16 protein-coding genes and 1 riboswitch are annotated in these 19,101 nt (G+C 65.0%); of the genes, 8 read left to right on the top strand and 8 right to left on the bottom strand.

Annotated features, from left to right (window positions below; all coding sequences use genetic code 11):
* Positions 1-332: 332 nt before the first annotated feature.
* Entirely contained in the window at positions 333-2,105 is a 1,773-nt protein-coding gene (gene xsc / locus PATSB16_RS13950) for a sulfoacetaldehyde acetyltransferase (RefSeq protein ID WP_047214726.1), read from the bottom strand.
* A gap of 361 nt (positions 2,106-2,466) precedes the next feature.
* On the opposite strand from xsc, the gene PATSB16_RS13945 reads away from it, so the two are divergent.
* The 5 genes from PATSB16_RS13945 (at position 2,467) to PATSB16_RS13925 (ending at position 7,324) form a co-directional block, all read left to right on the top strand.
* Positions 2,467-3,219 (top strand): IclR family transcriptional regulator, encoded by a 753-nt coding sequence (locus tag PATSB16_RS13945; protein WP_047214725.1) that lies wholly within the window; start codon positions 2,467-2,469, stop codon positions 3,217-3,219.
* A 59-nt stretch (positions 3,220-3,278) separates the two neighbouring features.
* Positions 3,279-4,202 (top strand): bifunctional enoyl-CoA hydratase/phosphate acetyltransferase, encoded by a 924-nt coding sequence (locus PATSB16_RS13940; RefSeq protein WP_047214724.1) that lies wholly within the window; start codon positions 3,279-3,281, stop codon positions 4,200-4,202.
* A gap of 82 nt (positions 4,203-4,284) precedes the next feature.
* Positions 4,285-4,389, top strand: a riboswitch (ZMP/ZTP riboswitch).
* A gap of 92 nt (positions 4,390-4,481) precedes the next feature.
* Positions 4,482-5,729 (top strand): serine hydroxymethyltransferase, encoded by a 1,248-nt coding sequence (glyA, locus tag PATSB16_RS13935; RefSeq protein WP_047214723.1) that lies wholly within the window; start codon positions 4,482-4,484, stop codon positions 5,727-5,729.
* Between the two features lie 35 nt (positions 5,730-5,764).
* Positions 5,765-6,232: a transcriptional regulator NrdR gene (gene nrdR, locus PATSB16_RS13930; RefSeq protein ID WP_047214722.1), complete on the top strand. Its 468-nt coding sequence runs from the start codon at positions 5,765-5,767 to the stop codon at positions 6,230-6,232.
* 198 nt (positions 6,233-6,430) lie between these two features.
* Complete coding sequence (locus PATSB16_RS13925; protein ID WP_156884750.1) at positions 6,431-7,324, top strand: hypothetical protein; 894 nt, start codon at positions 6,431-6,433, stop codon at positions 7,322-7,324.
* A 28-nt stretch (positions 7,325-7,352) separates the two neighbouring features.
* Here the strand turns inward: PATSB16_RS13925 and msrA are convergent, their stop codons facing one another.
* The 3 genes from msrA to msrB form a co-directional block, all read right to left on the bottom strand.
* Positions 7,353-8,048 (bottom strand): peptide-methionine (S)-S-oxide reductase MsrA, encoded by a 696-nt coding sequence (gene msrA / locus PATSB16_RS13920; RefSeq protein WP_418303899.1) that lies wholly within the window; start codon positions 8,046-8,048, stop codon positions 7,353-7,355.
* 81 nt (positions 8,049-8,129) lie between these two features.
* Positions 8,130-9,938 (bottom strand): cytochrome c biogenesis protein DipZ, encoded by a 1,809-nt coding sequence (locus PATSB16_RS13915; RefSeq protein WP_047214720.1) that lies wholly within the window; start codon positions 9,936-9,938, stop codon positions 8,130-8,132.
* A 57-nt stretch (positions 9,939-9,995) separates the two neighbouring features.
* Positions 9,996-10,511 (bottom strand): peptide-methionine (R)-S-oxide reductase MsrB, encoded by a 516-nt coding sequence (gene msrB / locus PATSB16_RS13910; RefSeq protein WP_047216575.1) that lies wholly within the window; start codon positions 10,509-10,511, stop codon positions 9,996-9,998.
* 173 nt (positions 10,512-10,684) lie between these two features.
* Here msrB and PATSB16_RS13905 point away from each other — a divergent pair, with 173 nt between their 5' ends.
* The gene (locus PATSB16_RS13905) at positions 10,685-11,401 is read left to right on the top strand and encodes a response regulator transcription factor (RefSeq protein WP_047214719.1); all 717 of its coding nucleotides are present in this window, start codon (positions 10,685-10,687) and stop codon (positions 11,399-11,401) included.
* A complete protein-coding gene (locus tag PATSB16_RS13900; protein WP_083566780.1) occupies positions 11,398-12,879 on the top strand; it encodes a sensor histidine kinase in 1,482 nt (493 codons plus the stop codon). Before PATSB16_RS13905 ends, PATSB16_RS13900 begins: the two co-directional genes overlap by 4 nt.
* Positions 12,880-12,903: 24 nt before the next feature.
* On the opposite strand, the gene PATSB16_RS13895 is transcribed toward PATSB16_RS13900, so the two are convergent.
* The 4 genes from PATSB16_RS13895 to PATSB16_RS13880 all read right to left on the bottom strand — a co-directional run bounded on the left by PATSB16_RS13895 (position 12,904) and on the right by PATSB16_RS13880 (position 17,223).
* On the bottom strand, positions 12,904-13,770 hold the full coding sequence (locus PATSB16_RS13895; protein ID WP_047214718.1) for an ABC transporter permease subunit: 867 nt from the start codon (positions 13,768-13,770) through the stop codon (positions 12,904-12,906).
* 55 nt (positions 13,771-13,825) lie between these two features.
* Positions 13,826-14,662: a taurine ABC transporter ATP-binding protein gene (locus PATSB16_RS13890; protein WP_047214717.1), complete on the bottom strand. Its 837-nt coding sequence runs from the start codon at positions 14,660-14,662 to the stop codon at positions 13,826-13,828.
* A 74-nt stretch (positions 14,663-14,736) separates the two neighbouring features.
* Positions 14,737-15,777: a taurine ABC transporter substrate-binding protein gene (gene tauA, locus PATSB16_RS13885; protein WP_418303868.1), complete on the bottom strand. Its 1,041-nt coding sequence runs from the start codon at positions 15,775-15,777 to the stop codon at positions 14,737-14,739.
* 87 nt (positions 15,778-15,864) lie between these two features.
* Complete coding sequence (locus PATSB16_RS13880; protein WP_047214716.1) at positions 15,865-17,223, bottom strand: aminotransferase class III-fold pyridoxal phosphate-dependent enzyme; 1,359 nt, start codon at positions 17,221-17,223, stop codon at positions 15,865-15,867.
* A 312-nt stretch (positions 17,224-17,535) separates the two neighbouring features.
* Between PATSB16_RS13880 and pdxR the strand changes: the two genes are divergently transcribed.
* Positions 17,536-19,050 (top strand): MocR-like pyridoxine biosynthesis transcription factor PdxR, encoded by a 1,515-nt coding sequence (pdxR, locus tag PATSB16_RS13875; RefSeq protein ID WP_047214714.1) that lies wholly within the window; start codon positions 17,536-17,538, stop codon positions 19,048-19,050.
* Positions 19,051-19,101: the final 51 nt, after the last annotated feature.

The raw sequence follows: 19,101 nt of genomic DNA, 5'->3' as shown, positions 1-19,101 counted from the left end.
CGCGCGCGGTGCCAGGGATATACGCCGACGCTGCGCGCCGTGGTCCAGGAACGGGAACGGATGACGATTCGCCGCAGGCAGGCTGCCGGCGCGGGCGCGCGTCACGGCACGAGCGGGAAAGGGAACGACTGACACAGTGAAGCCTCCTGATTTTTTCACTCGACGCTCTATACCGGCTGCGCTGGGCAACGGGTGGCGCTTTTCTTTATTTCGCTACTGACAGAGAGGGCGGTGTGGCGACGCCCCCAGGGCACTGCGCAAATTTTACCGCGCGCGGGGCGAAGCCCGCGGCGCGATAGGCGGGCGCCGCAAGCGCGGCGCCATCCATGGACTCAGACGAAGTCCTTGTACTTGTCCAGCAGGCGCACCGGCATCGACAAAGCGTCGCGACGGAACGGGTCGCCCAGTTCGCGCGTGACCATCACTTCGATAATGGTGGTCTTGCCCTCCTTCTGGGCAGCGCAGGCCGCGGCCAGCGCCGGGCCGACGTCCGACAGCTGATCGATCACCACACCTTCGGCGCCCATCGAGCGGCCGATCGCGGCGAAGCTCGGGTTTTCCAGATCGGTACCGACGAAGCGGCGGCTGTAGAAGTCCACCTGGTTCTTCTTCTCCGCGCCCCACTGCTTGTTGTGGAACACCACGGCGGTGGTCGGGATGTTCTCGCGCACGCAGGTCAGGATTTCACCGAAGCTCATGCCCCAGGCGCCGTCGCCGACGTAGGCCACGGCCGGACGATGGGGCGCGGCCACCTTGGCGCCGATGATCGCCGGGAACGCATAGCCGCAGTTGCCGAAGCTCATCGCCGCAAACATCGAGCGGGGCTGCTCGAAACGCAGGTAGCTGTTGGAAACCGAGCAGATGTTGCCGATGTCGGTCGAGACCATCGCATCCTTCGGCATGGCCTTTTCCAACTCGCGCAACATCTGGCGCGGATGCATTTCCTTGGCGTTCTTGATGACGTCCATGCTGTACGGATCGCGCTCGTGCGTCCATTCCGTCAGCTCGGCTTCCCAGGCGGCCTTTTCCTGCTTGATGTCGTTCAGGCGCTGGTCGCGGTTGGCGTGGCACGCCAGCGATTGCGACTTCAGGCGCTCGGCCAGGGCCAGCGCGGCCGAGCGGGCATCGCCGCACAGGCCCACCGAGATCTTCTTGACCAGGCCCAGCATCTTCGGATCGGCGTCGACCTGAATGATCTTGGCGTTCTTCGGCCAGTAGTCCATGCCGTGCTGCGGCAGCGTGCCGAACGGTCCGAGCCGGGTACCCAGGGCCAGCACCACGTCGGCCTTGGAGATCAGCTTCATGCCGGCTTTCGAGCCCTGATAGCCGAGCGGGCCGCACCACAGGCGGTGGCTGGCCGGGAACGAGTCATTGTGCAGGTAGCTGTTGACCACCGGCGCGTCGAGCAACTCGGCCAGCGCCACGCAGGCCTCGACGCCGTTGGACATCACCACGCCGCCGCCGGCCAGAATCACCGGAAACTTCGCGCTGGCCAGCAGCTCGGCCGCTTCGACCAGGGCTTGCGTGCCGCCCGGGCCGTTTTCGATGCGGATCGGCTCGGGAATTTCGTACTCATATTCGCCGTAGAAATAATCGCGCGGAATATTGAGCTGGGTCGGGCCCATGTCGAGCATCGCGCGATCGAAGCAGCGCCCGGTGATCTCGGCCATGCGGCGCGGATTATTGACGTGCCCCTGGAACTTGGTGATCTTCGAGAAGATCGGCAGTTGTTCGGTTTCCTGGAAGCCGCCCAGACCCATCGTCATGGTGCCGGATTCCGGCGTGATCATGACCACCGGGCTGTGCGCCCAGTAGGCCGCGGCGATCGACGTCACGAAGTTGGTGATGCCGGGGCCGTTCTGCGCCATGCATACGCCATGGCGGCCGGCTACGCGCGAGAAGCCGTCGGCCATATGGCCGGCGCCTTGTTCGTGCACGGTCGGAATGTAGCGAATGCCGGCGGCCGGAAAAATGTCCAGCGCATCCATGCAGGCCGAGCCGACGATGCCGAACACATCGGTCACGCCGTTGGCGACCAGCGTTTCGACAAACGCTTCGGATGGCGTCATTTTGGTTTTGCCCTGTGTGACTTGGCGGTTGGCCATGGTATGTCTCCTATTTAGGGGGGGCGGTGGGCGACGGCGTCAGCCGCCAAAAATTTATGGAACAAAATGTACGGTTTATTTTTGTACAAAGACACTAAAAAGACAATACCGGTTACAAAAAAATTTTTCGGTACGATTCGTTGACAAAAATTTAATCGTGCCGCATATTGAGCCCGTGCATACCGGGAGTTATGAAGCAATGACTGGAGTGCTTGCAGAGGGCCCGCCGACCAGGCAGGCCAAACCAGCAAAGCAAACGGCGCCAGACCAGGCGCCGCAGGAGGGAGTGCGCGCGCGGCAGGATGGCGCGGACGGCAGCCGGTACAATAAGCCCGTTTCATTTTTCGGAACGGAAGACGGCATGAATAAAGCTGATACGCCCACCCTGCGCGCCTTTGCGCTGTTGGAGCACCTCGTCAAGGCCGATCGGCCGTTGTCGCTGGCCGAGATCGTGCAGGACTTCGAGGCGCCCAAGGCATCGCTGCACCGCATGCTGGCGGCGCTCGAGGCTGGCGGCCTGGTGATTCGCGAACCCGGCGGCAAGAACACCTATGCAATCGGGCCGCGCCTGTCGCAGTTGGGCATGAACGTGGTCATGCATACCGGCGGGCGGCGCGTCAGGCATGCCATCCTGAGCCGGTTGGTGGCCGATCTGGGCGAGACCTGCAATCTCACCATGCTCAACGAGACGGAGGTGCTGTATCTGGATCGCAAAGAGGCCCCGTGGCCGCTGCGACTGGATCTGAAGCCCGGCTCGCAAGTGCCCGTGCACTGTTCGGCCAGCGGCAAGCTGCTGCTGGCGATGCTGCCGCGCGAGGAGCGCGGCATGCTGGTGCGAACCCTGAAGCTCGAACGCTTCACGGCCAACACCATCACCGACGTGGAATTGCTGGAGGCCGAGCTCGATCGCATCGCCTACAAGCAGATCGGGGTCGACAACGAAGAATTCGTGGCTGGCATCGCCTGCGTGGCGGCGCCCTTGATCTCGGTCAACGGCACGTGCCTGGCGGCCATCGCGGTGCACGCGCCGATCGCCCGCACGCCGCTGTCGCGGGCCATGGAGTTCGTGCCGCGCCTGCAGGAAGCAGCCCGGGAACTGGCGCAAACATTTTAGTCGCGGGAGCTCCTCCCGGCCGGCCAGGCCAGGGGCGGCGCGCCCGTCCAGGAGGAGACATGTCGTATACCTACCCCTATTTGAACGGCCTGATCGATCAGGCCGCCGGCTCCAGCATCACGATCGCCGTCGTTTATCCGTGCGAAGAAGTCTCGCTGCGCGCCGCGATCGGCGCGAGCACTCGCGGGCTGGGCAAGCTGCTGCTGGTCGGGCCGCGCGAGCGCATGACGCAGGTGGCCGCTGCCGGCGGCATCGACCTGAGCGGTGCAACCCTGGTCGACACCCCCGACGATCCGGTCGCCGCTGCGCGGGAGGCCGCCGCACTGGTCGGACAAGGGCAGGCCCAGGCCATCATGAAAGGCAGCCTGCACACCGACGAACTGATGGGGGTGCTGGTCGGCCGTGAGGCGGGCCTGCGCACCAGCCGCCGCATCTCGCATGTGTTCCTGTTCGACATGGCCGACATGCCCAAGCCGCTGATGCTGACCGATTGCGTGGTCAATATCGCGCCGGATCTGATGGTCAAGCGCGATATCGTCCAGAATGCGATCGATCTCGCGCATGTGGTCGGCATTGCCAAACCGCTGGTCGGCATTCTGTCGGCCACCGAGTCGGTCAATCCGGCCATTCCGGGCACGCTCGACGCGGCGGCGCTGTGCAAGATGGCCGATCGGGGCCAGATTACCGGCGGCGTGCTGGACGGCCCGCTGGCGTTCGACAATGCCATCTCGCTCGAATCGGCCCGCATCAAGAAAATCCATTCGCCGGTGGCCGGCCATCCCGACATCCTGCTGGTGCCCAATCTCGAAACCGGCAATACCCTCTATAAATCGCTGGTCTACCTGGGCCACGCCGAATGCGCGGGGCTGGTGCTCGGCACCCGGGTGCCGGTGATCCTCACCAGCCGGGCCGATTCGCCGTTCTCGCGGCTGGCCTCGGTCGCCCTCGGCGTGCTGTTCGCGGCACGCAAGCCGGCCGCCTGAATCCGGCGCGGCGGCCGCGCAACACCACCGGGGTTTGGCCCGGTTGCCTATCAGGCCGTCCTCGCATACACTACTGGCGCCATATCCCCCGCGTGACTGGCGATTACGGCATGCCCGGCATGCCCGAGGTGGACTGACCCACCGGGAAGCGCGGGGCGCATTTTTGCCGTTCGCCTGGGCAGCCGTGATGGCGGGGCTGCTCTGTCTATTGCTTGCCACCAATCGTTGGCATGCCCGCCCCGCCTCATCGGATAACCTGTTCAACCCAACGGAAAACCCATGTTCGACAAAGCCAAGGACACGATCGCGAATATCGACCCCGAAATCTGGGCGGTCATTCAGCAGGAAAATCAGCGCCAGGAAGACCATATCGAGCTGATCGCCTCGGAAAACTACACCAGCCCGGCGGTCATGGCCGCACAGGGCTCGCAGCTCACCAACAAGTACGCCGAGGGATACCCGGGCAAGCGCTATTACGGCGGTTGCGAATACGTCGACGTGGTCGAGCAGCTGGCGATCGATCGCGTCAAGCAACTGTTCGGCGCCGAGGCCGCCAACGTGCAGCCGAACTCCGGCTCCCAGGCCAATCAGGGTGTGTTCTTCGCCGCGCTCAAGCCGGGCGACACGATCATGGGCATGAGCCTGGCGCATGGCGGCCACCTCACGCACGGCTCGCCGGTCAACATGTCCGGCAAGTGGTTCAACGTGGTCAGCTACGGGCTGAACGAAAAAGAAGAGATCGATTACGACGCCGCCGCCAAGCTGGCCGAACAGCACAAACCGAAGCTGATCGTCGCGGGCGCCTCGGCTTATTCGCTGCACATCGATTTCGAGCGCATGTCGCAGATCGCCAAATCGATCGGCGCTTACTTCATGGTCGACATGGCGCACTATGCCGGCCTGATCGCCGCCGGCGTCTACCCGAACCCGGTGCCGTTCGCCGACTTCGTCACCACCACCACGCACAAGAGCCTGCGCGGCCCGCGCGGCGGCGTGATCCTGATGAAGGCCGAGCACGAGAAGATCGTCAACTCGGCGATTTTCCCCGGCATTCAGGGCGGCCCGCTGATGCACGTGATCGCCGGCAAGGCCGTGGCCTTCAAGGAGGCGCTGTCGCCCGATTTCAAGGTGTACCAGCAACAGGTGGTGGACAATGCCCGCGTGCTGGCCGAGACCCTGGTGCAGCGCGGTTTGCGCATCGTCTCCGGGCGCACCGAGTCGCACGTGATGCTGGTCGACCTGCGCGCCAAGCAAATCACCGGCAAGGCGGCCGAAGCGGCGCTGGGCGAAGCCCACATGACGGTCAACAAGAACGCCATTCCGAACGATCCGGAAAAGCCGTTCGTGACCAGCGGCATTCGTCTGGGCTCGCCGGCGATGACCACGCGCGGCTTCGGGCAAGCCGAGACCGTGCAAGTGGGCAACCTGATCGCCGACGTGCTCGAGAATCCCGCCGATGCGGCGAACCTCGAACGCGCGCGCGCGCAAGTGGCCGACCTGACCAAGCGTTTCCCGGTCTATCGCTGAGCGCCTGAGCCTGCTACCCACCACGGCCCGCCGCGATGCGCTGCCCCTTCTGCCGTCACGATGACACCCAGGTCATCGACTCGCGCGAGGCCGAGGACGGCGCCGCCATCCGGCGGCGCCGCAAATGCCCCTCCTGCGACAAGCGCTTCACGACCTACGAACGGGTCGAACTGGCGCTGCCCTCGGTCGTCAAGAAAGACGGCAGCCGGGCCGACTACGATCGCGCCAAGGTGCGCGCCAGCATGCAGCTGGCGATTCGCAAGCGCCCCGTCAGCGCCGAAGCGCTCGACGCCGCCATCGCCCGCATCGAATACAAACTGCTGGCCGGCGGCGAGCGCGAAGTCGTCAGCCAGCGCATCGGCGAACTGGTGATGCGCGAGCTCAAGCGGCTCGACAAGATCGCCTACATCCGTTTCGCATCCGTCTACCGCAGTTTCGAAGACGTCGCCGAATTCCGCGACGTGCTCGAAGAGATCGACAGCGAGCGACCCAAGCGGCGCTGATCCGGGGTCATTTCCGCTGTGTTGCGCAGACCAGGCCGAACGGACAGTTCGGCCTTTTCGTTTGTGCGCAGCTGTGCGCCAAGGATCGTACCGCCATTCTTTATGGGTCTTAATCCGCAATCGGAGATTTCTAATGTCCGCCAGGAATTCACCCCGATAGCATGTCGCTCCATTCATCGAATACAAAACATCAACCTCATGAGCGATCTCGCGACCACGCAATGGGTCATGGTGCTTGCTTTGATCTCCGCCGTGAGCCGGGCTGGATTGAATCTCATCGACCGATACCAGATCGGGCTGAAAAATCTCTCCATTCTCAACGTCAATTTATGGAATAACCTCATTCCGGCGGCATTGATGACGCTCGCAGGCCTGCTGCTGGGTGCGGGGCGCGAGATCGCGCATTGCCTGCTGGATTGGCGCACCGTGGGCTTTGCCGCTCTGGTGCAGTTGACTGCCTATGCTTTTTCGTATGGGTTTCGTCACCTGAACGTCAACCAGGTCACGGTCGTTGGCAAGTTCTCCGATTTACTCATCCCCATCGGGATATTTTGGACAACATACGACTGGCAGTGGAAAACCTATGGCTTTGCGGTTGCCACGACGCTGGTGAGCTTGCCGATTTTCCTTGCGGCGGATTCGCGCCACCGCCGTTCCGGGCTTTTGACCGCCGGCGCTTTCATAGCCGGTGCGCTGGTGCTGCAGGCCGGTCTCTCGCCGCTTCTGGCACCGTCTTTCTCCGCTTCGCACCTGCGGCTCGCCGTGGTTTTCACGACCGCGGTCATCATCTGGCGGGCGGCCCTGAGCTGCATCCCCTTGTGGCGTCGGTTGATGCAGCGGCAGTCGCACGTTTTCAGACCGCCGCTGAGCGGCATGCTGTTGCTCAGGGGCGGTCTCACGGTCGTCACGCAAATGACCTTCATCGGCGCCGTCGGCAGCACCGTCTCGGCGGTCGCCTGGCCCATCTTGAACTCGACGGGATTCCTCGCCATGCTGCTTTCGAGCCTGCTGCGCAAGGACCACGTCACCGGCAAACAGAAGTGGGTGGTCGCCGCCATTGACGGGTTGACGGCGCTGCGCTTCTTTGCCTGAGCGGCGGGCGCCGAGCCGCCGGTGCGTCTTACCGAGCCGCCGCACTCACCAACACCGGATCGCTGCGATACCAATGCGGGAAAAGCTGTTTCAGGTTGGCGATCTTCGGCAGATCGTTATAGGCGATGTACGGGTTGTCAGGATGCAGCGTCAAAAAGTTTTGGTGATAGCCCTCGGCAGGGTAAAAGCCCTTGAAGGTTTCCACCCGCGTGACGATCGGCGCGGGGAATACGTGCGCGGCGTCGAGCTGGGCGATATACGCCTGCGCCACGCTGCGCTGCATCGCGTTTTGAGGAAAGATCGCCGAGCGGTATTGGGTACCGTGATCGGGCCCCTGGTAGTTGAGCTCGGTCGGGTTCTGCACTACCGAGAAATAGATCTGCAGCAGGCGCCCATAGGTGATCTTGGTCGGATCGTAGGTGATGCGCACCGATTCGGCGTGGCCGGTGTCGCCGCCGCTGACCGTTTCGTACTGGGCCGTGCTGGCCGCGCCGCCCGAGTAGCCCGACACCGCCTGCGTGACGCCGCGCACGTGCTGGAAGACCCCTTGCACGCCCCAGAAGCAGCCGCCGGCGAGCACGGCTGTCTCGCTATGCACGGAGCCGACGGTTTCATCCTTGGCCGGGGCCGGAATGGTGACCGCATTCTCGGCCGACTGTACCGACCCTTGCCATGCCAGCAGGCCGGCCAGCACGACGGCGGCGCCGGCCATTTTCAACAGCATCGGCCGAGTCCAGCGCGTGCGACGACGGATTGAAGTATTCATGATGTGATTCCTCGATACATGCTTGAGTGGCGTAACAAGTCATCCGAAAGTAAAAGCGTACGCTTGAACGCCCGGATCCAGAAATTCAATTGCAAAGGTGCGGTCGGTCACGGTCTTGTCCTGCCGAACCAATTGATATAGCCGCTGTTCGGTAATCGTGCCGTCGCCCTTGGCGTCGACATCGACCCCGTGCGCAGCGCCCGGCGGCGCGCCGTCGATGCTCACGCGAAAGCGTACCGGCTTGCCGTCCTTGGCCGGTCCGAGCACGAGATTCAGGTCGCGCGCATGAAAGCGGTACACGATGCGGCCCGTCGCGCCGTCGAGCGTGGCATGGGCGCCGCCCACCTGCCAGGTGCCCGCCAGGCCCCACTGATTGAGCGCCGGCCGCGCCGGGGCCGTATATTGCTGCGGCAAATTGCGTGTCTGGCCGCCCGCAGACGCAAACCGCTCGGCGCGCTGGTAGCCGATATAAGTCTCGGGCGATTGCAGATCGGCATTGTCGGGCGCCATTTGCACGCCTTTATCGGGCGTGCCGACCAGGCCGGTTGCGACGTTTCGATGGCCCGCCTCGGCCAGCAGTTGCTGAATCGCGTGTTCGGTCTGCGCGTATTCACCCTCGCCGAAGTGATGATGGCGAATTCGGCCCTGCGCGTCGACGAGATACTCCGCCGGCCAGTACTCGTTGTGCAGCGCGCGCCAGATCGCATAGTGATTGTCGATCGCGACCGGGTAATCGATGCCCAGCTCGTGCACCGCGCGCTTGACGTTCGCCACGTTGCGCTCGAACGCGAACTCCGGCGCATGCACGCCGATGACCACCAGCCCCTGGTCACGATACTTTTTCGCCCACGCCTTCACATACGGCAACGTGCGCAGGCAATTGATGCACGAATAGGTCCACACATCGAGCAGCAACACCTTGCCGCGCAGATCCTGCGCGGTCAGCGGCGGCGAATTGAGCCACTGCACGGCGCCCGACAGCGGCGGCAATTGCCCCTCGACCGGCAGCGCGACGCTGGCCGTCGTGACCGAAGCAGCCGTGCGCACCATGCGCATCGACGAATCCGGTTGCGCCTGCGCGGCCATCATCGCGCCGTCCCGGGCCGGGCCGGCAAGGTGCGTCGCCGCGGGAGAAAGCTCGTGGATCAATGCTTGCTCGAGACCGCTGGTGGCTACCGTCGAGACGCTGGCCAAGGCGCCGGTGTCGAGCCCAAGAGCGATGGCCGCCACGCCGCCGAGCATCGCCGCGCCGAGTCCGCGCCGAATCCATTCGCCGGCGCCCAGCGAGCGTTTCATGGCGGCGAACACCTTGCTGCCGAGCAGCAGCGCCACCGCCAGCGACGTGGCGGCGCCCGCGGCATACGCCAGCAGCAACAGCGTAGTGCCCACGCTGGCGCCGTGCAGTGCGGCGCCGGTCAGTACCAGCCCGAGAATCGGTCCGGCACACGGCGCCCACAGCAGCCCGGTCGCAATGCCGAGCAGGAACGACGATTTGGCGCCGGGTTGCCCGCTGGCGTTGGCGGCGCTCGACAAGCGATTGCCAAGTGCGACCAGCGGGCGCGTCAGATGCTCGGCCAGGCGGGGCACCAGCAGCGTCATCCCGAACAAACCCAGCATGATCAACGCCAGCCAGCGCCCGTATTGGTTGGCGGCGACCACCCAGCCGCCGCCGACGGCCGCCAGGGTAGCGACCGCGGCGAACGTCAGCACCATACCGGCCAGCAGCGGCAGGCCGCTGCGCGCGAAAGGCTGGTCCGCGCGCGAGAACACGAACGGCAGCACGGGCAGGATGCATGGACTCAGAATCGTCAGCACGCCGCCGAGATAAGCGAGCACAATGAGTAGCATTGGAGGATTCCTTGGTTTGGTTGATGCAACGATCGATCCGGGCAGGCTCGGCCGCGTTCAGGCGGCCTTGGGTGTGAAGCGCAGTGCCAGCCCATTCATGCAATAGCGCAGTCCGGTCGGCTTCGGGCCGTCGTCGAACACGTGACCCAGGTGACCGCCGCAGCGCCGGCAATGCACCTCCGTGCGCGCCATGCCGAACGACAGATCGTCGCGGGTGGCCACCGCGTGCGGCAGCGGCGCCCAGAAGCTCGGCCAGCCGGTATGACTGTCGAATTTCGTGTGCGACGAATACAGCGGCAACTGGCATCCGGCACACGAGAAAATGCCGGCACGATGCTCATTGTTCAGGGGACTGCTGTAGGGGCGCTCGGTGGCGTCCTCGCGCAGTACCGCGTAACGCTCGGGGCCGAGCAACTGGCGCCACTGTGCGTCGGTGTGCGTCACCTCGAACGTCTCGTGTGGCGCCGCAGCATCGGCCGGCGCGGCATGCAACCCGCGCCGGCCGGCCAGTACGGCCGCCATGGCGGCCGCAGCGGCGCCGCCGGTGAGAAGAAAACCGCGGCGGGATGGCATCATCGTTCTCCTGGAGTCAAAGGTCGATGTGCGCATGGTATGGCGAGGCTGGTTGCCAGATCCTCACGTAAACTTAAATTAAATGTGATACTTTGCCGCCCCGGAATTGCGCACAATGGCGGCATCACCGCCGCGGCCCCGGGCCCGGCATTCCCTTTTCCGGAACATGACGGATGGACCAGCCCAAACGCATACTGATCGTCGAAGACGATAGCCACATCGCCGAGCTGATGTGTCTGCATCTGCGCGACGAACGCTACGAAGTCGTGCACTGCGCCGACGGCGACGAGGGCCTGCGGCGGCTTGAACAGGGCGGCTGGGACGCGTTGATCCTCGACCTGATGCTGCCTGGCGTCGACGGCCTGGAGATCTGCCGGCGCGCCCGCGCGATGACGCGCTACACGCCGATCATCATCACCAGCGCACGTTCGAGCGAAGTGCATCGCATCCTCGGTTTGGAGCTGGGCGCCGACGATTACCTGGCCAAGCCGTTCTCGGTGCTCGAACTGGTGGCGCGCGTCAAGGCGCTGCTGCGGCGCGTCGACGCGCTGGCCCAGAACATGCGGCTCGACGCCGGCAGCCTGATGCTGGGCGGGCTGTCGATCGATCCGCTCACGCGCGAGGCCGCCGTCGACGGCAAGCGCATCGAATTGACGCCGCGCGAGTTCGACCTGCTGTATTTCTTCGTCCGCCATCCAGGCAAGGTGTTCTCGCGCATGGATCTGCTCAATGCCGTATGGGGCTATCAGCACGACGGCTACGAGCATACCGTCAACACCCATATCAATCGCCTGCGCGCCAAGATCGAGGCCGATCCGGCCCAGCCGTGCCGTATCCAGACGGTGTGGGGCTACGGCTACAAATTCGTGCCGGAGGCCGACGCATCATGAATCTGACGCTCACGCAGCGCCTGTCGCTGGTGTTTTCCGCATTGCTGCTGGCCTGTTGCGGCGCCTCCGCATGGCTGCAGGTGCGGGCAAACCATATGCACGAGGAAGAGGTCGTGCAGGGACTCTCGCGCGGCCTGGCCGAGCATATCGCCCACAACACCGAACTGATGGATGCCAGCGGCCTGAAGCCGGACGCGCTGCGGCGGCTGTTCGGGCAATTGATGGTCGTCAACCCGAGCGTGGAGGTGTATTTGCTCGACAGCAGCGGCCGCATCAAGGGCGACGACGCACCGGCGGGCCACCTCAGGCGCGACCGGGTCGACCTCGCGCCAGTGCACCGGTTTCTGGCCGGCGCACCGCTGCCGATCTTCGGCGACGACCCACGCAGCATCGACGGGCGCAAGGTCTTCAGCGCAGCGCCGCTGCAGGTCGGCGGCCGCGACGGCGTGGCCGGCTATATCTACGTGGTGTTGCAGGGCGAGGCGCGCGACCGGCTGGCGGCGCGTCTGGCCGCGAACGCCGTGCTGCGCACGACGCTATGGTCGATGGGGCTGGTCGCGCTGCTTGGATTGGTGGCCGGCCTCTTCGCGTTCGGCCTGATCACCCGGCCGCTGCGCCGGCTCACCGAGCGGGTGCGCCGGTTCGACGCCGATGGCGACGTGCCGCTGCCGCCGCCCGCACCGCCGCTGCCGACACCCGGGCGGCGCGATGAAATCGCCGTGCTCGAGAGCGCCTTCACGCAAATGGCCACCCGGATCGGCGAGCAATGGCGCACGCTGACGCGACAGGACCAGGAACGGCGCGATCTGATCGCCAACATCTCGCACGATCTGCGGACCCCGCTGGGGTCGCTGCACGGTTACCTGGAAACCCTGTCGCTCAAGGCCGATACGCTTGGCGAGACCGAGCGCCGCCGCTATCTGTCGATAGCGCTGGATCAGAGCCGCAAGGTCGGTGGGCTGGCTCAGTCGCTGTTCGAACTGGCGCGGCTCGAGCACGGTTTCGTGCAGCCGAATCTGGAAAATTTCTCATTGCCCGATCTGGTGCAGGACGTGTTCGAGAAATTTGGGCTGGCGGCACAAGCGCGGCAGGTACGCCTTGCGGCCAGCCTGCCGCCGCAGTTGCCGGCGGTGGCCGCCGACTTGGGCATGATCGAGCGCGTGCTGACCAATCTGCTCGACAACGCGATTCGCCACACACCGCCCGGCGGCTCGGTCGACGTGGCGCTCGCGCCGCGCGAGGGCAAGGTCGAAGTCACCGTCAGCGACACCGGTCCGGGCGTGCCGGCCGCCTTGCGCGAGGGCCTGTTTCGCCGCCCCAGCCTGGGCGATCCGCGCCGGCAGGGCGGGCTGGGGTTGCTCATCGTGCAACGCATGCTGCAACTGCATCACAGCCAGATTCGCCTGATCGAGCATGCCGGCTCTGGAGCGGTGTTCCGCTTCGACCTGCCGGCAGCCGACGGCCGGCGCGCGCGATAACGCCGATACACGCGCCGTTATCGCTTACACCCTGCCTTTCCAGGGCACCAGCACCTTCTCCAGATAGCGCATCAGCAAATCGAAGGTGAACGCGAACAGGCCGATGATGATGATGCCCATGATCACCACGTCGCTGGCCAGGAACTCGGCCGCGTTGAGCACCATGAAGCCGAGCCCCTTGCTGGAGGCCACCATTTCCGCGGCCACCAGGGTGGTCCAGCCCACGCCCACGCCGATGCGCATGCCGGTGAAAATCTCCGGCAGGGCCGACTTGACGATCACGTGCATGATGATCTGCCGCGGCGAGGCGCCCATCGAATAAGCGGCGTGGATCTGTTCCATCGACACCGAGCGCACCCCCGAGCGGGCCGCGATCGCCAGCGGCGCGAAGATCGCCAGATAGATCAGCAGCACCTTGGAGAACTCGCCGATGCCGAACCAGATGATGACCAGCGGCAGGTAGGCCAATGGCGGCAACGGCCGGTAGAACTCGATGGGCGGATCGAAAATGCCGCGCACGACGCGGTTCACGCCCATCATGATGCCGATCGGGATGGCCGTGACGCACGCCAGCGCAAAGGCGCCGAACACGCGATACAGGCTGATCAGCGTGTGCTGCCACAGTGTCGAGCCGGCAAAGCCCTCGGTCGAGACTTCGATGAATTTCGCATAGATCGCATGCGGCCCCGGCAGGAACAGCGGCTTGACCATGCCGGTCGCGGTGACCAGTATCCAGACCAGGAACAACGCCACTACCGTCGTGACGCTGATGGCCAGGCTGCTGCCCTGGCCGGGCGCGCCGAACGCCTCGCCCGGTTTGGCGGGCTTCTTGGCGAACAGCTTGGTCAGCAGGCCCGGGCGGGCCGGCGCTGCCTTGGGCAAAGTGTTCATGGTGTGACCTCTGGCTTCGGAATCGCGCGCCTGGGCGGCTGAGTAGACCTGTTTGTTAAGCATGAGCGACCTCCGCGGCGGCCTGATTGGCGACCATGCCGGCTTGCCCGGCACGTTCGTCGCCATAGATGATGCTCAGCACGGTTTCGCGCATCCTGATGAAATCGGGGCTCGATTTGACCGCGCGCGCGTCGCGCGACTCGAGAAAGCGCTGATTGAAATCCAGCTCATACATGTGCGTGATACGCCCGGGGCGCGGCGACATCACGATCAGCCGGCTGGCCAGGAAGAGGGCTTCCTCGACGCTGTGCGTGATGAAGAAAATCATCTTGTGCGTTTCCTTCCACACGTCGAGCAACAGCTCTTGAATGGTTTCCCGCGTGAGCGCGTCGAGCGCGGCCATCGGCTCGTCCATCAACAGCATCGACGGATTGCAGGTCAGCGCGCGCGCGATACCGACGCGCTGCTGCATGCCGCCCGAGAGCTGGTAGATCATGTGTTGATGAAAGTCCTTCAGGCCCACCAGCGCCAGATTGCGCGCCGCGATCTCGCGCCGCTTTGCCTTGGGCACGCCCTGCAGCTTGAGCCCGAATTCGGCGTTCTCGATGACATTGAGCCACGGCAGCAGCGCGTGCTTCTGGAACACCACGCCACGGTCGGAGCCGGGGCCCTCGATGCGCTTGTCGCCCAGCAGCAGCTCGCCGCTCGACGGTGAAATAAAGCCGGCCATCAGACTCAGCAGCGTGGTCTTGCCGCAGCCGGAGGCCCCCAGTGCGACCACCAGATCGCCCGCATTGATGTCCAGATTGATATTGGCCAGCGCATGGACCTGTTCGCCGGCACGGCGACCCGGGTAGATGACGCTGACGTCCTTGATTTGCATATTTTCCATGATCTCGATCCCACTGGAGGAGATGGCCGGGGCCGCGATGCGCCCCGGCGTTCAAGCAGATAGTGCGCGCGGCGTTACTTCAGCTTCATCGCGGCGTCGACGTACGCCGGGGTGACGTAACTGCTGTAGTCGGCCTTCACGCTGTCGAGCTGATGCTGGCCTTTGAGGAAAGCTGCGGTGTCCTTGAGCGCGAATGCCGCGCGGCTCTTCTCGCCGCCACCCAGCCAATCGGGCGAGGCCTGCTCCTGCATGGTCGGGAACGCATACAGCGCCAGTGCGTTCGGCACGTCCTTGGCGCTGCCGCCGATCATTTGCACGATCGCCTTGACCTGCGGCGAATCCGGCGTCCAGGCCTTCACGTTATCGCGGTAGGCGGCGTCCGCATCGGCGATGACCTTGATGAACTTGGCCATGAATTCGGGATGGGCTGCGCCCCATTGGCGATCGACCGCGATACCGTCGAAGGTCGGCTTGCCGGCCTTGCTCAACTCACCCGAGGTGATCAGCACCTTGCCGGTCTCCTTGATGCGCGACAGGGCCGGGTCCCACACATAGGCCGCATCGATGTCGCCGCGCTCCCATGCCGCGGCAATCTGGTTGGGCTGCATATTCAGGATATGCACACTGGACGGCTTGATGCCCCAGCGCTGCAGCGCGAACATCGCGTGGTAGTCGGAGGTCGAAGCGAACGGCACGCCCAGCTTTTTGCCGACCAGATCCTGCGGCTTGTTGATGCCGGAGCCGTTGCGCACCACCATCGCTTCGGCGTTGTTGATATTGTCGAGAATCCAGAACAGTTGAAGATCCACGCCGCGAGTGACCGCCGCGGCCAGCGGGCTGGAGCCGATCACGCCGATCTTGACGTCGCCCGAGGCGAATGCGGTGGCCACCTTCGCGCCCGATTCGAACTGACGCCAGTGAATCTTGTAGCCGGTCGCTTTTTCGAAACTATGGTTGGCGATGGCCACCAGCCAGGGATCGACGATCTGCTGGTAGGCGATAGTGATTTCCTTGTCCTGGGCATGCGCGGGCAGGCTACCCAGCGATGCCCACGCCAGCGCGGGGGTTATCAGGAGTGCAAAGGTTTTGCGAATGAAATGCTTCAAGCGGGCCACGGTGTCACCTCTCTCGTTTTGAATGTTGCGGTTTGTCAAACCACTATTTCGCCCAATACGGCGGGTTTGGGCGGTCTCCTCTCTACTTCAACTGAAATCTGTCAGGACGCTGCGCAGCGTGCGGCATATCTGATCGAGTTCGTCCGGCGTCATCACCATGGCCGGCGCCAGCAGCAGGGAATCGCCGCGCGCCAGCACGTTCAGGCCGGCCTCGAACAGGCGGCGCTGCAAATCGGCGGCGTGCGCGCCGTGCCGGCTTATGCCTGCGCCGCTGTCGATCTCGAGGCCGGCGAGCAGGCCAAAGCCCTGAATGTCGCGCACCACCGGCAGGTCGCTCAGCGCGAACACCTGGTCGAGAAAAGCGCTCGACAGTTGCTGCGCACGCTCGAACAGCGCTTCCTGCTCGCACAGATCGAGCATCGCCAGCGCGGCCGTGCACGCGGCCGGATACAGCAGGTGAGCACTGTCGTCGAGCGGCGCGCCGGACACATCGCCCAGCGCCTGGCAAACGCACTCGCCGATCAGCAGCGCGCCCAGCGGCAGCGTACCGTTGGTCAGTGCATTGCCCAGCACCATCAGGTCGGGCGTCACGCCCAGGCTGAGCGCGCCGAACGCGGCGCCCGTGTGCCCCATGCCGCACGAGGACTCGTCGAACACCAGCAGAATGCCGTGCTCTTGACACAACGCTTGCAGCGTCTCGAGGTAGTTGCGCGGCGGCACCCGAAGGCCGTCGGCGGTGCCGATGGGTTCGAGCACGCAGGCGGCGATGTGCGTGGCGCCGAACAGCTCGACGACGCGTGCGAACTCGTCGGCCAGCGCATCGCCATGATCGGGTTGGCCTTTGACGAAGCGATTTTCCGCCAGGCGCGGATGCGGCAAATGCACGAAGCCGAGCAGGCCGGCGCCCAGGCCGTTGTCTTGCGCGCGCCGGCCGTTGGTGCCCGGCCTGAGGGTTGCCAGGCTCAAGCCGGGGGCCGTGGGTTGGCCGGTGATCACTATCGTGCGCTGATGGTCGCCGCGCGCGGCGTGGGTGGCGATGCATGCGCGCAGCGCTTGCTCGAGACTGCCGCGCGGGGTGGTGGCAAACTGCACCCGCTCCATGCCGTCGGGCGCCAGCGCCAGCAGCCGTCGGGTCAGCTCGCCGGTCATCGGGTGACTCGTCCCGTGCGTCACGCTGTCGTGCCATTCGCCCAGTTGCCGGCCGACCGCCGCGGCGATCGATTCCCGGCTATGTCCGGCTGGCACGGCAAAGGCGCCAGCGGTGGCGTCCAGCACGCTGTGTCCGCGGCCGTCGCACAGGGTCATGCCGGATGCGCTGGCCAGTGAACGCCAGGCCCCGCGCCGCGCACCGCCATGGGGCGGGGTCGGCGGCTCGTGGGCCGCGCCGCCCGGCGGGGCTTGGCTAGGCGTCGGCTTGCTCGGCACGACAGCACTGGTTGGATTCATGGCGAACGCAATCGAAACGTGGCTATGAAGCGGCATGCGCCAAACTGCTGGCCGCGCACCGCGCGTTTGTGTTATTCATGATTGCCGGTGGCGCGGCCGCGCGTTAGAACCAGATGAGATTATTCGATGAGGCCACGCGAAGCGCGGCTGGGCGCCAGCACGCGGGGCGCGTTGGCGCACCTCGGTACAAACCCGATGTGAATTTGTGCGCTGCAAGAGCGATCATAGCGGCAGCGTGCCGCGCCGCCTCGCAGAATATCGGGCGGTGCGGCAAAAATTTTGGCAGTGCAATCTCAACGGGAGAATAAGCGCATGGCGAGCCGGCTTTCATCGGTGCTGTGGAACCAGTTGTTCCAGTTGTCGGCCCACAGTGGCATGAGCCTGCAAGGCCAGATTCGCCAGATGCTGGTGTCGGCGATTCTCGACGAGCAGCTGCAGCCCGGCGTGCCGGTACCGTCGAGCCGGGAGTTGGCCGACCAGCTCAACGTCGCGCGCAACACGGTGGTGCTTGCCTATCAGCAATTGGTGGACGAGGGTTATCTGATCGCGCGCGAGCGGCGCGGCTACTTCGTCAATGCCGACATGCTGCAGGGGCGGGTGGCCCGGCCGGCCGACGCCCCCGCGCCGCGCGTCGCCCTCGAGCGGCCGGGCGGGCCGGCGTGGGAGCCGCGTTTCATGTCGCGGCCTTCGCGCCAGCGCAATATCGTCAAGCCATCCGATTGGCAGAAGTACGAATTTCCCTTCATTTACGGTCAGTTCGATCCCGCCCTGTTTCCGACCGCCGACTGGCGCGAGTGCTGCATGAAGGCGCTCTCGGTCATGGAGATTCGCGATTGGGCGCCTGACATGATCGCGCGAGACGATGAATCGCTGATCCAGCAAGTGCGCACGCGCGTGCTGCCGCGCCGCGGTGTCTGGGCCAACGCCGATGAAATCGTCCTGACCAACGGCGCGCAGCAGGCGCTCTATTTGGTGGCCGATCTATTGATGTCGCCACGTACCACGGTGGGCATGGAAAACCCCGGCTATCCGGACGCGCGCAACATCTTCAGCATGCGCACGCCGCGCCTGGTCGGCTTTCCGGTGGACGAGGGCGGCTTGCCGGTGAGCGCCACGCTGGGCGAATGCGACTACGTCTACATCACGCCCAGCCATCAATGCCCGACCACCACCACGATGCCGCTGGAGCGGCGCGAGGCCTTGCTGGCGCTGGCCGAGAAAAAAGACTTCGTGCTGATCGAGGACGATTACGAGAGCGAGAACAATTTCTCCGGTACGCCCAACCCCGCGCTCAAGAGCCTCGATCGCAACAATCGCGTGATCTACGTCGGCAGCCTGTCGAAATCGTTCGCACCGGGCCTGCGCCTCGGCTACATCGTCGCGCCCGCCGAACTGGTCAGCGAATTGCGCGCGCTGCGCCGTCTGATGGTGCGCCACCCGTCGGCCTTCATTCAGCGCTCGTTCGCGCTGTTTCTCTCGCTCGGGCATCACGACGCGCTGCTGCGCCGGCTCGCGCATGCCTATTCGCAACGCGCCGAGGCGCTCGGCGAGGCATTGCGCCGGCATTTGCCCGAGGCGCGCTTCGTGCCGGTGGCCGGCGGCGCCTCGTGCTGGGTGCAGGGGCCTGCGGGGCTCGACGCCAGCCTGCTGGCGCGTCAGGCCGAATCGCATGGCATCCTGATCGAGCCGGGCGATGTGTTCTTTATGGGGGATCACCCGCAGCGCGATTGCTTCCGGCTCGGTTTTTCGTCGATCCGGGTCGACAAGATCGATGCCGGCATCGAGCGCCTCGGCGCGCTGGTCAGAGCGCAACTGTCGGGCAAGTAGGCGCGACGCCGGCGGGCCGGCCCTGCGGTCCTGGTGCGTCGAGGCAGAAAC

The sequence above is a fragment of the Pandoraea thiooxydans genome, from assembly GCF_001931675.1.
GTDB lineage: Bacteria > Pseudomonadota > Gammaproteobacteria > Burkholderiales > Burkholderiaceae > Pandoraea > Pandoraea thiooxydans.
The sequence above is the reverse complement of the archived record's forward strand: the minus strand, read 5'-3'. Positions and strand labels throughout refer to the sequence as shown.